13 protein-coding genes are annotated in these 13,224 nt (G+C 66.0%); 6 read left to right on the top strand and 7 right to left on the bottom strand.

All coding sequences use genetic code 11. The features are described from left to right. Window positions 1-56 precede the first annotated feature (56 nt). From C1704_RS01105 to C1704_RS01080, 6 genes are all read right to left on the bottom strand, one after another. Window positions 57-1,259 (bottom strand): ABC transporter substrate-binding protein, encoded by a 1,203-nt coding sequence (locus C1704_RS01105; protein WP_104300128.1) that lies wholly within the window; start codon window positions 1,257-1,259, stop codon window positions 57-59. A gap of 134 nt (window positions 1,260-1,393) precedes the next feature. After that, window positions 1,394-2,107, bottom strand: coding sequence for an ABC transporter ATP-binding protein (locus C1704_RS01100; protein WP_211286780.1), 714 nt, complete (start codon window positions 2,105-2,107; stop codon window positions 1,394-1,396). Between the two features lie 26 nt (window positions 2,108-2,133). Further along, window positions 2,134-2,913 (bottom strand): ABC transporter ATP-binding protein, encoded by a 780-nt coding sequence (locus tag C1704_RS01095; protein ID WP_104300353.1) that lies wholly within the window; start codon window positions 2,911-2,913, stop codon window positions 2,134-2,136. Window positions 2,914-2,926: 13 nt separating this feature from the next. Then, window positions 2,927-4,027, bottom strand: coding sequence for a branched-chain amino acid ABC transporter permease (locus tag C1704_RS01090; RefSeq protein ID WP_104300124.1), 1,101 nt, complete (start codon window positions 4,025-4,027; stop codon window positions 2,927-2,929). 19 nt (window positions 4,028-4,046) lie between these two features. Continuing rightward, window positions 4,047-4,976, bottom strand: coding sequence for a branched-chain amino acid ABC transporter permease (locus C1704_RS01085; RefSeq protein WP_104300122.1), 930 nt, complete (start codon window positions 4,974-4,976; stop codon window positions 4,047-4,049). Window positions 4,977-5,237: 261 nt separating this feature from the next. After that, the gene (locus C1704_RS01080; RefSeq protein ID WP_104300120.1) at window positions 5,238-6,551 is read right to left on the bottom strand and encodes a replication-associated recombination protein A; all 1,314 of its coding nucleotides are present in this window, start codon (window positions 6,549-6,551) and stop codon (window positions 5,238-5,240) included. Window positions 6,552-6,617: 66 nt separating this feature from the next. Between C1704_RS01080 and argG the strand changes: the two genes are divergently transcribed. Together argG and ppnP are read left to right on the top strand one after the other, a co-directional pair. Continuing rightward, window positions 6,618-7,970 carry an argininosuccinate synthase gene (gene argG, locus C1704_RS01075; protein WP_104300118.1) on the top strand — a complete coding sequence of 451 codons (1,353 nt, stop codon included), beginning with the start codon at window positions 6,618-6,620 and terminating at the stop codon, window positions 7,968-7,970. A 221-nt stretch (window positions 7,971-8,191) separates the two neighbouring features. Then, complete coding sequence (gene ppnP / locus C1704_RS01070) at window positions 8,192-8,509, top strand: pyrimidine/purine nucleoside phosphorylase (RefSeq protein ID WP_104300116.1); 318 nt, start codon at window positions 8,192-8,194, stop codon at window positions 8,507-8,509. 12 nt (window positions 8,510-8,521) lie between these two features. On the opposite strand, the gene murB is transcribed toward ppnP, so the two are convergent. Continuing rightward, window positions 8,522-9,538, bottom strand: coding sequence for a UDP-N-acetylmuramate dehydrogenase (murB, locus tag C1704_RS01065; RefSeq protein ID WP_104300114.1), 1,017 nt, complete (start codon window positions 9,536-9,538; stop codon window positions 8,522-8,524). A 47-nt stretch (window positions 9,539-9,585) separates the two neighbouring features. Between murB and C1704_RS01060 the strand changes: the two genes are divergently transcribed. The 4 genes from C1704_RS01060 (at window position 9,586) to C1704_RS01045 (ending at window position 13,205) form a co-directional block, all read left to right on the top strand. Further along, complete coding sequence (locus C1704_RS01060) at window positions 9,586-10,074, top strand: YajQ family cyclic di-GMP-binding protein (protein ID WP_104300112.1); 489 nt, start codon at window positions 9,586-9,588, stop codon at window positions 10,072-10,074. Between the two features lie 5 nt (window positions 10,075-10,079). Then, entirely contained in the window at window positions 10,080-10,730 is a 651-nt protein-coding gene (locus C1704_RS01055) for a retropepsin-like aspartic protease family protein (protein ID WP_104300110.1), read from the top strand. A 134-nt stretch (window positions 10,731-10,864) separates the two neighbouring features. Further along, window positions 10,865-12,061 (top strand): acyl-CoA dehydrogenase family protein, encoded by a 1,197-nt coding sequence (locus tag C1704_RS01050; protein ID WP_104300108.1) that lies wholly within the window; start codon window positions 10,865-10,867, stop codon window positions 12,059-12,061. A 1-nt stretch (window position 12,062) separates the two neighbouring features. Continuing rightward, window positions 12,063-13,205: an acyl-CoA dehydrogenase family protein gene (locus C1704_RS01045; RefSeq protein ID WP_104300106.1), complete on the top strand. Its 1,143-nt coding sequence runs from the start codon at window positions 12,063-12,065 to the stop codon at window positions 13,203-13,205. Window positions 13,206-13,224: the final 19 nt, after the last annotated feature.

Genomic DNA, 13,224 nt, shown 5'->3' with positions numbered 1-13,224 from the left:
CCGTGCCGGCACACGCCGTCTTTTGCGCCTTCTTGGACAGCCCCTTCGCAATCGGATCAAGGCTCCTTGCGACGGATGAACGCGGACCGCTTCGCGTCCTCCGGGTAGTAAAACTGGATTTCGCCACGACGCCACACGCCCAGCCAGATCATGTTCACCGAGAAGGCGTCGTGATCGGTGGCGCTGAACGGTTCTCCATAGGTGGTGACCACGCCCCGATGCGGACGGTCGAAGTTCTCCAGGGCCTTCTTCAGCGCATCGCCCGACACGTCGCCCTTGGTCTGGAACAGGGCCCTCAGCATCAGGTAAACCGCGTCGTAGGACTGGGCGGCCGCCATCAGCGAACCGATGCGCTTTTCCTTCGAGTGGCGGAAATAGCTCGCCAGGAAGGATACGCGGCGCTCATTGGCAAGGTCCTGGATGATGGTCTGCGTCATCATCGTCCCCTCCAGCGCCTCGGGCCCCGCCAGTTCCAGCACACTGCGGAAGGACAGCGGCCAGGGTGCGAAATAGGGCACCTGCCAGCGCAATTCAGCGCGGCTGCGCACTGCGGCGGCCTGTTCCGGCCCCACGGTGTAAACAACGAGTGCCTCCGCCGAGGCGGACTGGGCGGCTCGCATCTCCTCGACCAGCGTCTTCACGCCCAGATCGAAGCGGCCCACGTACACCGGCTGGAGATTGCGTTTGGCCAGCTCGTCGCTGATGTCCTTCACGCCACCCTCGCCATAGCCCGTACGGTCCGCCAGGATGGCCACCCGCCGCAGCTTGCGCCGATCGACGATCTCGCTCACCAGGAAGCGGGCGTTGAGGATGTCCGGCGGGGCCACCCGAAAGATGTAGCTTTGCGCCGGCGGGTACTTCGTGGTGACCGCCGTGCCCTGCGAGCAAGGCACCATCAGCAGGTGCTTGTTGTCCTGGAACACATCGAGCGAGCGCATGGCCACGCCGGTGTTGCAAAATCCGATCGTGAAATCGACCTTCTCTTTCAGCACAAGGTCTTCCGACACGCGGCGCCCCTCGTCGGGCACCGCCTTGTCATCGCGGATCACGAGTTCGAGCGGGCGCCCCAGGAAGCCGCCCACCTCGTTGATCTCCTTCACCGCCAACTCGGCGCCATAGCGCACGCTGTTGCCGAAATCGGCCGAGCCGCCGGTCAGCGGCGCGATCAGGCCCACACGCACGGGTTGACCGGTCTGGGCCTGCGTGGCCAGGGCCAGGCACACACCCAGCGCCCCGGTGATCAAGGAACGTCTCAACATCACATCTCCTCGGTCATGCGCTTTTGGCGCAGCGGCGCGATGGTGCCATCATGCGTGCGACACGCGCACCGAGGAAACCCGCGGCACAAGCCTTGTCACCGTGGAGGCTTTCACGCCAGGCCGCGGCGCAGGCCTCATTCGCCCAGGTAGGCGGCGCGGACCTTGGGGTCGTTCAGCAAAGCCTTGGCCTCGCCTTCCATGGTGATTTCACCCGACTCCATCACGTAGCCGCGGTTGGCCAGTTGCAGAGCCCGGCTGGCGTTCTGCTCGACCAGCAGCACGGTCACGCCCTGCTTGTGGATGTCGTCCACCACCTCGAAGATCTTGTCGACCATGATGGGCGACAGGCCCATCGACGGCTCGTCCAGCAACAGCACCTTCGGACGCGCCATCAACGCCCGGCCCATGGCCAGCATCTGCTGTTCGCCGCCTGACATCGTGCCGGCAAGCTGGTTCCTACGCTCTTTCAGCCGCGGAAAGAGGGCAAACACCTTCTCGACATCGGCATCGATCTCCTTGTCATTGCGGGTGAAAGCCCCCATCAGCAGGTTCTCGGTGATGCTCATGCGGGTGAAGGTGCCCCGTCCCTCGGGCACCATGACCAGACCTTGCTTCACCAGGTCCCAGGCTCCCTGTCCGCGAATGGACTTGCCCTGGTACTCGATGTCGCCCTCGGCCACGGGCTGGGTGCCCGTGATGGCCTTCAGCGTGGTGGTCTTGCCGGCGCCGTTGGCGCCGATCAGGCTGACGAGCTCGCCCTGGCGCACCTCGAGCGAGGCGCCCTTGACGGCCTGGATGCCCCCGTAGGCCACCCGCAGCCCGCTGATCTTCAGCATCGTTTGACTCATGTGTACTGGCTCCGCGTGCGTGAGGTTCAATGGGCCGTGTGTCCGGCGCCGAGATAGGCCTCGATCACCTTCTCGTTGCGCTGCACCTCGTAGGGGGTGCCTTCGGCGATCTGCTTGCCGTAATCGAGCACGGTCACGCGGTCGCACAGCCCCATGACGAGCTTCACGTCGTGCTCGATCAGCAAGATCGTACGCCCGTCGTTGCGGATGCGGTCGATGAGCTCGCGCAGCACGACCTTCTCGGTGGCGTTCATGCCGGCCGCGGGCTCGTCCAGGGCGATCAGCTTCGGGTCGGTCGCCAGTGCGCGGGCGATCTCCAGGCGGCGCTGGTCGCCATAGCTGAGCGTGCGGGCACGGAAATCGGCGTACTTCTCGATGCCCACGTAGGCAAGCAGTTCCATCGCGCGGTCACGGATGGCTTTTTCCTCGGCCTTGAAGCCCTTGGTTCGGAACACGGCGCCCAGCACACCCGTGCCCGTGCGCACATGCCGCCCCACCATGACGTTCTCGACCGCCGTCATCTCGGCAAACAGACGGATGTTCTGGAAGGTGCGCGCGATGCCGGCCTTGGCCACCTCATGCACGGCCGTGGGTTTGTAGGGCTTGCCCTCGAGCTCGAAGCTGCCCGAGTCCGGCGTGTACAACCCCGTCAGCACGTTGAAGAAGGTGGTCTTGCCAGCGCCGTTCGGGCCGATCAGTCCGTAGACCTGACCGCGATGGATTTCGATGCCCACGTCGGACAGGGCCTGCAGGCCACCGAAACGCTTGGACACACCCTGGACCTTGAGGACGATATCAGTGCTCATGTCGTGCATCTCCTCACTTCGTCACGGGGCTGGGTGCCGCCTTGCCGTGCTCGCGGGCCGGCCACAGGCCGCGCGGCCGGATCAGCATGATGGTGATCATCGCCAGGGCAATGAGCAGCTGGCGCAGGATGGCGGCATCCAGCCGCCCGCCGGTCATGTTCTGCAAGGGGCCCGCCACGTAGCGCAGCACCTCGGGCAGGGCGGCCAGGAGCAGCGCCCCCAGGATCACGCCAGGCAGGTGGCCCAGCCCGCCCAGCACCACCATGGCCACCAGCATGATGGACTCCATCAGGCCGAAAGACTCGGGCGAGATGAAGCCCTGGAAGGAGGCGAACATCGCGCCGGCCACGCCGCCGAAGGTCGCGCCCATGGCGAAGGCCAGCAGCTTCATGTTGCGCACGTTGATGCCCATGGCCTTGGCGGCCACGTCATCCTCTCGAACGGCCATCCAGGCCCGTCCGATGCGGGAGTTCTCCAGGCGATGGCAGATCACGATGCTGGCCACCACCAGGAGGAGGAACAGGTAGTAATACAGCACCACCGGCGGCATGCGATAGGTCCAGTCGCCGATCGTCAGGATCTGCGCCTTGCCGAAGTCGAACCCGAAGATGTTCATCGAGTCGATGCCGCTCAGACCCCGCGGTCCATTGGTGATGTTGACCGGGTGTTCCAGGTTGTTCATGAACACACGGATGATCTCGCCGAAGCCCAGTGTCACGATGGCGAGATAGTCCCCGCGCAGGCGCAGCACCGGCGTGCCCAGGATCACCCCCGCGATGGCTGCCAGCCCGGCGGCCAGCGGAACCACGACCCAGATCGGCGTGTGCAGACCATTGGGGAACATCGCGGCAATCGCTGGAAACGTATCCCACAGGTGGGGCGAGGCCAGCAGGGCCATCATGTAGGCCCCCACCGCGTAGAAGGCCACATAGCCCAGGTCGAGCAGACCGGCGTAGCCCACCACGATGTTCAGGCCCAGGGCCAGCAGCACGTAGAGCAGGGCCAGGTCGATGATGCGCACCCAGCCCTGTCCGAAGTACAGCGCAAAGTGCGGAAGGATGAGCAGGCCCAGACCGGCCAGGATCATCACGATGAGCTTGTTGCGTTGCGTCATGGTGTTGTCTCCAGCAGCCTCAGGCGCGATCGGCCACACGCTCGCCCAGCAGACCCGACGGGCGCAGCGTCAGCACGAGGATGAGCACGATGAAGGCGAAGATGTCCGAATAGTGACTGCCCAGCACGCCGCCCGTCAGCGCGCCCAGATAGCCCGCGCCGATGGCCTCGATCAGCCCCAGCAGCACGCCCCCCACCATTGCGCCGGTCAGGTTGCCGATGCCGCCGAACACCGCCGCCGTGAAGGCCTTGAGGCCGGGCAGGAAGCCCATGGTGTGTTGAACCGTGCCGTAGTTCGAGGCCCACATCACGCCAGCCACCGCCGCGAGCACGGCGCCGATGATGAAGGTGGCCGAGATGACCATGTCAGGCTTGACGCCCATCAGGCTGGCCACGCGCGGGTTCTCGGCGGTCGCACGCATCGCCCGGCCGAGCTTGGTGCGATTTACCAGCCACAGCAGTGCAGCCAGCAGGATCACGGTACTGCTCAGGATCACGATCTGCGTGACCGTGATGACCGCCCCGCCGATGGGAATGGTCTCGGTGGGCAGCAACTGCGGATAGGGTTTGGGATTGGGCTTCCAGATGATCATCGCCAGCGTCTGGAGCAGGATGGACATGCCGATGGCGGTGATGAGGGGCGCCAGTCTCGGCTGTCCGCGCAGCGGCCGATAGGCCACCTTCTCGATGGTGAAGTTCAGCGTGGCGCACACCACGATGGCGCACAGCAGACCGATCAGCAGCATCGCCCAGCCCGGCAGGCCCGGCGCCGACTCCTGCAGATGGGTGATGATCATCCAGCTGGTGATCGCTCCCACCATCAGCACCTCGCCGTGGGCGAAGTTGATGAGGCTGATGATGCCGTAGACCATCGTGTAGCCCAGTGCCACCAGCGCGTACATGCTGCCCAGCACCAGGCCGTTGATGACCTGTTGTATGAAGATGTCCATCAGTCGGTCTCCGACGAAAACAGGAAGGCGCCCGGTCGGGCGCAACAAGCGCGCGGGGCTCGCAAGTTCCGGGCCATGCCACAGCCTCCCCGCGCCCGTCGCGACGACTCTAGGCGCTAAAGCGAAGCCGACCATGAGGGGACAACCCGCCCCCGCCTGCGGTCGGCTTCAAAGTGGCGCGGATTGTATCGAGGCGCTGGATGGTGAAATCTTCGGGGTTTTCCCTTCAAACACCGTCATTCCAACGAAGATTCCGAAAAATCATCGTCTTTTGCGCGACTGTTCGTCCTTTTGGCGCAGTTCCTGGAGTTTTTCACCGATCCGGATCTCGAGCCCCCGGTTCACGGGTTGGTAAAAGCGCGGGGGCTCGACCGCATCCGGGAAGTAGCGCTCGCCAGCGGCGTAGCCGCCTTCCTCGTCATGGGCATAGCGGTAGTCCTGGCCGTAGCCCAGATCCTTCATCAGTCGCGTCGGTGCATTGCGCAGATGCAAGGGCACCGGCCGCGTGCCGTCCTGCTTCACGAAGGCCCGCGCCGCCTTGTAGGCCGTGTAGACCGCGTTCGACTTCGGTGCCACGGCGAGATAGACCACCGCCTGCGCGAGGGCGAGTTCCCCCTCGGGCGACCCCAGGCGCTCGTAGGTCTCGGCCGCATCGAGCGTGAGGCGCAACGCACGCGGGTCGGCCAGGCCGATGTCTTCACTGGCCATGCGCACGAGGCGGCGCGCGATGTAGCGGGCGTCCACGCCGCCATCGAGCATGCGCACGAACCAGTAGAGGGACGCATCAGGATCGGAGCCCCGTACCGACTTGTGCAGCGCCGAGATGGTGTCGTAGAACTGCTCGCCCCCCTTGTCATAGCGGCGCAGTTGCTCACCCAGCGCGCGTTCGAGCAGGGCCTCGTCCATCTCCGCCAGCCCCTGGGGCTGGGCCACCCGCGCGAGGTTCTCGTAGGTGTTGAGCAGCCGGCGCGCGTCGCCGTCGGCATAGGCGATGAGTCGCGTGCGCGCCGCCGCGGTGAGCCCCGGGGCCTGCAGCAGGGCCTGGGCCTTCTCCAGCAGCGCCACCATGTCGTCGTCGCCCAGGGCCTGCAGCACGTGCACCGTGGCACGCGAGAGCAAGGCCGAGTTGACCTCGAAGGACGGGTTTTCGGTGGTGGCCCCGATGAAGGTGAACAGGCCCGACTCCACGTGCGGCAGGAAGGCGTCCTGCTGCGCCTTGTTGAAGCGGTGCACCTCGTCCACGAACACGATCGTGCGCCGCCCCTGACTCCTGGCCACCTGGGCCTGCTCCACCGCCTCGCGGATGTCCTTCACGCCCCCCAGCACGGCCGAGATCTGCAGGAACTGGGCATCGAAGGCATCGGCCATCAGCCGTGCCAGCGTGGTTTTGCCCACCCCAGGCGGACCCCACAGGATCATCGAGTGGGGCCGGCCTGACTCGAAAGCCACGCGCAGCGGCTTGCCCTCGCCCAGCAGGTGGGCCTGGCCGATCACGTCGTCGAGCGTGCGCGGGCGCAGCCGCTCGGCCAGCGGGGCGTCATCGGCGGGGTTGGTCGAGGCAAACAGGTCAGCCATGCAGGCATTGTGGCAGCCCGCCGCGGCAGGGCGCCTAGAATCACGGGGTTTTCCTGGAGACCTCCCGTGGCAGCGACCATCCTGCAAAAACTCCCCGTCGGCGAGCGCGTCGGCATCGCCTTTTCCGGTGGCCTGGACACCAGCGCTGCGGTCCACTGGATGCGCGGCAAGGGCGCCATTCCCTGCGCGTACACCGCCAACCTGGGCCAGCCCGACGAGTCCGACTACGAGGAAATCCCCCGCAAGGCCAAGGCCTATGGCGCCGAGATTGCCCGCCTGGTGGACTGCCGCGCGCAGCTGGTGGCCGAAGGGATCGCCGCCATCCAGTGCGGCGCCTTCCACATCAAGAGCGGGGGCGCGACCTACTTCAACACCACGCCGCTGGGCCGCGCCGTCACCGGCACCGCCCTCGTGGTGGCCATGCGCGAGGACGGCGTGAACATCTGGGGTGACGGCTCCACGTTCAAGGGCAACGACATCGAGCGCTTCTACCGCTACGGCCTGCTGGCCAACCCGGCACTGAGGATCTACAAGCCCTGGCTCGACCAGGCCTTCATCGACGAGCTGGGCGGGCGCAAGGAGATGAGCGAGTACCTCATTGCCAACGGCTTCGACTACAAGATGAGCGTCGAGAAGGCCTACTCGACCGACTCGAACATGCTGGGCGCCACCCATGAGGCGAAGGATCTGGAGTTTCTCAACAAGGGCATCAACATCGTCAACCCGATCATGGGCGTGGCCTTCTGGCGCGAGGACGTGGTGATCAAGCCCGAGACCGTGACGGTGCGCTTCGAGGATGGCGTGCCGGTGGCCCTGAACGGCCGCAGCTTCGCCAGTGCCGTCGAGCTCTTCGCCGAAGCCAATGCCATCGGTGGTCGGCATGGTCTGGGCATGTGCGACCAGATCGAGAACCGCATCATCGAGGCCAAGAGCCGCGGCATCTACGAGGCCCCCGGCATGGCGCTGCTGCATATTGCCTACGAACGCCTGGTGACCGGCATCCACAACGAGGACACCATCGAGCAATACCGCATCAACGGCCTGCGCCTGGGCCGGCTGCTCTACCAGGGCCGCTGGTTCGACCCGCAGTGCCTGATGCTGCGCGAGACCGCCCAGCGCTGGGTGGCGCGCGCCATCACCGGCGAGGTGACGCTGGAACTGCGCCGCGGCAACGACTACTCCATTCTCGACACGGTGAGCCCCAACCTCACCTACGCGCCGGAGCGACTGTCGATGGAAAAAGTGGAAGACGCGCCCTTCACACCGGCCGACCGCATCGGTCAGCTCACGATGCGCAACCTCGACATCGCCGACACGCGCGACAAGCTGGGCATCTACTCCCGCACCGGCCTGCTCGGCACCAGTTCGGACGGCAGCATCCCGCTGCTCACCGGCGGTGACGCAACGACCACCCCTTGATCACCGTGCAGCGACGGGCCCCCGGGAAGGCGGTCACCTCCCTGACTGGACCCTGGATCCTTCCAGGGTCCGCCCCGTTCTTCTGACCGCTCCCGAGGAATCTGTTGCCTGAGGCGTGGAAGAGAGTGTTCCACGCTGATCGCAGCGGCACCATCCCTCGGGAGAGGGACGCCCCGGACTCGCTACCATTGAACTTTCCCCTCTCCCAACTGCTTGCCATCATGACGTCCCAGATCGCCAACGTTTCCGTCAGCACCCAGGCCAATGTCTATTTCGACGGCAAATGCGTGTCGCACACCGTCACCCTGGCCGACGGCACGCGCAAGAGTGTGGGCGTCATCCTGCCCGCCACGCTCACCTTCAACACCGGTGCGCCGGAAGTGATGGAGACCGTGGCCGGTGCCTGCGAAGTGCTGCTGCCGGGTCACTCCGAATGGCAGCGCTTCGAGGCCGGCCAGTCCTTCCCGGTGCCGGGCAACGCCAGCTTCCAGATCCGGGTGGAGGGTGCGCCCTACCACTACATCTGCCACTTTGGCTGAGGGCGTCAGACCTCATACCACCACCGGCTCCGGCTCCAGGCGGATGCCAAAGCGCCCGTAGACGCTTTCCTGGATGGCCCGCGCCAAGGTCACGACCTCGGCGCCTCGGGCACCCCCGCGGTTCACCAGCACCAGGGCCTGCTTTTCGTAGACACCGGCGCGGCCCACGGTCTTGCCCTTCCAGCCGCAGGCGTCGATGAGCCAGCCGGCAGCCAGCTTGAAGCTGCCATCGGGCATGGGGTAGTGCACGATGGCCGGGTCGCGGCCGATGATGTCGCGGCATTGCTCGGCGGTGACCACCGGGTTCTTGAAGAAACTGCCCGCATTGCCGATGACCGCCGGGTCGGGGAGTTTGGCGCGGCGGATCTCACAGACCCACTCAAAGATCTGGCGCGCATCGGGGGACGTGATCCCGGTCTCGGCCATGCGCCGCTCCAGGTCGAGATAGCCCAGCACCGGCTGCCACGGGCGGGGCAGGCGCAGTCGCACGCGCGTGATCACGCTCTTGCCGGCCAGCGCCTGCTTGAAGATGCTGTCTCGGTAGCCAAAACGGCACATCGTGGCATCGAGCCGCACGCTGCGTCCGGTCACCAGGTCCACCGCGTCGAGCGACTCGAACCGATCCTTGAGCTCCAGGCCATAGGCGCCGATGTTCTGCACGGGCGCCGCGCCCACCGTGCCGGGGATCAGCGCCATATTTTCCAGGCCCGGCAGGCCCTGGTCCAGGGTCCAGGCGACCAGGTCGTGCCAGGACTCCCCCGCCCCCGCCTCGACGATCCAGGCGTCGGAGCGCTCCTGCACCAGGCGCAGGCCACGCACTTCGACCTTGAGCACCACCGCCGTGAGATCACGCGTCAGCACGATGTTGCTGCCGCCTCCCAGGACGAACTTCGGGGCGGGCCCCAGGCGGGGATGGTCCAGCACGGCGCGCACATCGGCATCGCCGGCAATGCGCACCAAAGTGTGCGCCAGTGCCGGCAAGGCGAAGGTGTTGTAGGGCTTCAGGCTGACGCCGGTCTCGATTTGCATGGCAGAATTTTCCCCGATTGCCACCCTTTGCACGCCGCTTCCCCACCATGCCCAGTTTCGACACCGTTCTCGAGCCCGATTTCGTGGAAGTCCGCAATGCCGTGGACCAGTCGGCCAAGGAAATTGGCACGCGCTTCGACTTCAAGGGCACCAGCGCAAAAGTCGAGCTGAAGGACAAGGAGATCACCCTCTTCGGCGACAGCGACTTCCAGATCGGTCAGGTGATGGACATCCTCACCAGCAAGCTGGCCAAGCGCAATGTGGACGTGCGCTTCCTCGACACCAGCGCCAAGATCGAAAAGATCGGCGGCGACAAGGTCAAGCAAGTGGTGAAGGTGAAGGCCGGCATCGAGTCGGACCTGGCCAAGAAGATCCAGCAGATCATCAAGGGCAGCAAGCTCAAGGTGCAGGCCGCCATCCAGGGCGATACGGTGCGGGTGACCGGTGCCAAGCGCGACGACCTGCAGGCGGCCATCGCCCTGCTGCGCAAGGACGTGACCGAAGTGCCCCTGAGCTTCAACAACTTCCGGGATTGACCTGCATGGGCCGCGCCGCTCTCCTCCTGCCGGCGCTGGCCGCCACCCTGAGCGCCTCGGCTGCCTGGGGCCAGAACGTCGCCATGACCGGCAGCATGGGCTCGAAGGCCCTGCTGGTGATCGACGGAGGATCGCCACGTGCGGTCGGCGCGGGCAGCACGGTGCAAGGCGTCAAGGTGCTGAGCGTGTCACCGACACACACCGTGGTGGAGGTGGCGGGGCAGCGGCGCACCGTGGCGCTGGGGGCTTCGCCGGTGAACCTGGGAGGGACTGGAGCTTCGTCCGGTGGCTCACGGATCGTCTTGAGCGTCAGTTCAGGCGGGCATTTCCGCGCCCAAGGGTCGATCAATGGTCGTGCCACGCAGTTTCTGGTGGACACGGGAGCCACGTCGGTCGCGCTGGGGCGTGCCGAAGCCCAGCGCATGGGGCTGGACCTCAGTGCCGCGAGCCCCGTTCGCGTGCAGACCGCCAACGGCACGACCCAGGCTCACCGCATCACGCTCTCATCGGTGCGCATCGCCGAAGTGGAAGTCCACGGCGTTGAGGCCCTGGTCGTGCCGCACGACATGCCCTATGTCTTGCTGGGCAACAGTTTCCTGAACCGCTTCCAGATGAAGCGGGAAAACGACCTGCTCGTCCTCGACCGTCGCTACTGAGGTCCGCCCGCGCTGCGGAATGACCCTGTCGGCGCCCCCTGATGTCGCTCCTGGGACAGCAGGCCTCGAACGATCGTGCGTAAACTGTCTGGCACGATACGCGTTGCCGCGGGCAGCGCCTTCAGGAGACAGCCATGGATTTGAACTTCACGGCGGAAGAGCTCGCCTTCCGCGACGAGGTGAGAACCTGGGTGCGGGCCCACCTGCCCCAGGACATCGCCCACAAGGTCCACAACGACCTGCGGCTCACCAAAGACGATTTGCAGCGCTGGGCCCGCATCCTCGGCAAAAAGGGCTGGCACGGCTATGGCTGGCCCAAGGAGTTCGGTGGCCCCGGCTGGAATGCCGTCCAGAAGCATCTCTTTGAAGAAGAGTGCGCCCTGGCCGGCGCACCGCGCATCGTGCCCTTCGGCCCGGTGATGGTGGCTCCCGTGATCATGGCTTTCGGCACTCCCGAGCAGCATCGGCGCTTCCTGCCCGGCATCATGAGCGGCGAGGTGTGGTGGAGCCAGGGCTATTCGGAGCCCGGCTCCGGCTCGGACCTGGCCTCGCTGAAGACCCGCGCCGAGCGCAAGGGCGACAAATACATCGTCAACGGCCAGAAGACCTGGACCACCCTCGGCCAGTATGGCGACTGGATCTTCTGCCTGGTGCGCACCGACACCTCGGGCAAGCCGCAGACGGGCATCAGCTTCCTGCTGATCGACATGAAGTCGCCTGGCATCACCGTGCGCCCCATCATCACCCTGGATGGCGAGCACGAGGTCAACGAGGTCTTCTTCGACAACGTCGAGGTGCCGGCCGAAAACCTCGTGGGCGAGGAGAACAAAGGCTGGACCTATGCCAAGTACCTCCTGGCCCATGAGCGCACCAACATCGCCGACGTCAACCGCGCCAAGCGTGAGCTGGAGCGGCTCAAACGCATCGCCAAGGCCGAGCGCTCCGGTGGCCGCCCGCTCATCGACGACCTGCGCTTCCGCGACCAGATCGCCCAGCTCGAGGTGGACATCGTCGCTCTCGAGATGATGGTGCTGCGCGTGCTGTCGGCCGAGCGCGGCGGCAAGAAGGCGCTGGACGTGGCGGCGCTGCTGAAGATCCGCGGCTCCGAGATCCAGCAGCGCTACACCGAGCTGATGATGCTCGCCGCAGGCCCCTACGCCCTGCCCTTCATCTACGAGGCCATGGAAGCCGGCTGGCAGGGTGACTACGTCGGCGCGATGCACTGCGCGCCGCTGGCCTCGACCTACTTCAACATGCGCAAGACCACGATCTACGGCGGCTCCAACGAAGTGCAGCGCAACATCGTGGCGCAGATGACCCTGGGGGTGTGAGATGGACTTCGATTTTTCCGACGACCAGGAACAGCTGCGCGATGCCGTCAAGAAGTGGGTGTCCAAGGCTTACGATTTCGAGCGCCGCCGCAACATCGTCAAGTCGGGGGGCTTCTCCCGCGACGCCTGGGGCGAGATGGCCGAGCTGGGTCTGATGGGACTGGCGGTCCCTGAGGCGCACGGCGGCATGGGTTTCGGCCCGGTGGAAGCCATGGTGGTGATGGAGGAGCTGGGGCGCGGCATCGTGCTCGAGCCTTACGCGGCCGTCTCGCTGGTCGCCACGAGCGGCCTGGCGGCCTATGGCAGTGCCGAGGTGCAGTCGGCCTGGCTGCCGCGCATCGCCGAAGGCTCGGCCCTCGTGGTGCTGGCCCACCAGGAACGCGAGGCCCGCCATGTGCTGCGCCATGTGAAGACGCGCGCGACCGAGTCGAAGGGCCAATGGCGCGTGAATGGTGCCAAGAGCGTGGTGCCGGTGGGCGACCAGGCTGACGCCTTCCTCGTGCCCGCCCGCGTCTCGGGTGCCGACGACGAGGCCCAGGGCATTGCGCTCTTCCTGGTGGAACGCGGCGCCGCCGGCGTGGCCACCCGCGGCTACGCACTCCAGGATGGCAGCCGCGCTGCCGAGGTCAGCTTCTCCGACTCGCCAGCCACCTTGCTGGCTGGCCCGGCCGACGGTCTCAAGGCCCTGGAAGCCATGGTCGATGTGGCCATCGCCGCCCAGTGCGCCCAGGCCGTGGGGGCGATGGACCAGCTCTTTGCGATCACGGTGGACTACCTCAACACCCGCAAGCAGTTTGGCGTGCCCATCGGCACCTTCCAGGCCCTGCGCCACCGCGTGGCCGACATGAAGATGCAGCTGGAACTCGCGCGCTCGATGAGCTACTACGCCACGCTCAAGCTGGGCGAGCCCCATGAGTTGCGTCGCCGTGCCATCTCGCAGGCGAAGGTGCAACTCGGCCAGTCGATGCGCTACGTGGGCCAGCAGTCCATCCAGCTGCACGGTGGCATCGGCGTGACCGACGAATACATCGCGGGCCACTACTTCAAGCACCTCACCTGCCTGGAGCTGAGCTTCGGCGACACCCTGCACCATCTGGGCGAGGTGTCCGAGCGCATGCAAGACACCGCCGGCGTGTTCGCCTGATCGCGAGGCTACACTGGGC

Source organism: Caldimonas caldifontis, from assembly GCF_002930615.1.
In the GTDB taxonomy this organism is placed as follows: domain Bacteria; phylum Pseudomonadota; class Gammaproteobacteria; order Burkholderiales; family Burkholderiaceae_C; genus Caldimonas; species Caldimonas caldifontis.
Note: the sequence above shows the minus strand (reverse complement) of the source record. Positions and strands in the feature narration are given on the sequence as shown.

Excerpts from the sequence above, each read along its gene's own strand:
- ppnP (WP_104300116.1), top strand. The coding sequence starts at position 8,192 with ATGACGTCCCAGATCGCCAACGTTTCCGTCAGCACCCAGGCCAATGTC.
- murB (WP_104300114.1), bottom strand. The coding sequence starts at position 9,538 with ATGCAAATCGAGACCGGCGTCAGCCTGAAGCCCTACAACACCTTCGCC.
- C1704_RS01080 (WP_104300120.1), bottom strand. The coding sequence starts at position 6,551 with ATGGCTGACCTGTTTGCCTCGACCAACCCCGCCGATGACGCCCCGCTG.
- C1704_RS01060 (WP_104300112.1), top strand. The coding sequence starts at position 9,586 with ATGCCCAGTTTCGACACCGTTCTCGAGCCCGATTTCGTGGAAGTCCGC.
- C1704_RS01045 (WP_104300106.1), top strand. The coding sequence starts at position 12,063 with ATGGACTTCGATTTTTCCGACGACCAGGAACAGCTGCGCGATGCCGTC.
- C1704_RS01095 (WP_104300353.1), bottom strand. The coding sequence starts at position 2,913 with ATGAGCACTGATATCGTCCTCAAGGTCCAGGGTGTGTCCAAGCGTTTC.
- C1704_RS01100 (WP_211286780.1), bottom strand. The coding sequence starts at position 2,107 with ATGAGTCAAACGATGCTGAAGATCAGCGGGCTGCGGGTGGCCTACGGG.
- C1704_RS01055 (WP_104300110.1), top strand. The coding sequence starts at position 10,080 with ATGGGCCGCGCCGCTCTCCTCCTGCCGGCGCTGGCCGCCACCCTGAGC.
- C1704_RS01050 (WP_104300108.1), top strand. The coding sequence starts at position 10,865 with ATGGATTTGAACTTCACGGCGGAAGAGCTCGCCTTCCGCGACGAGGTG.
- C1704_RS01105 (WP_104300128.1), bottom strand. The coding sequence starts at position 1,259 with ATGTTGAGACGTTCCTTGATCACCGGGGCGCTGGGTGTGTGCCTGGCC.
- C1704_RS01085 (WP_104300122.1), bottom strand. The coding sequence starts at position 4,976 with ATGGACATCTTCATACAACAGGTCATCAACGGCCTGGTGCTGGGCAGC.
- C1704_RS01090 (WP_104300124.1), bottom strand. The coding sequence starts at position 4,027 with ATGACGCAACGCAACAAGCTCATCGTGATGATCCTGGCCGGTCTGGGC.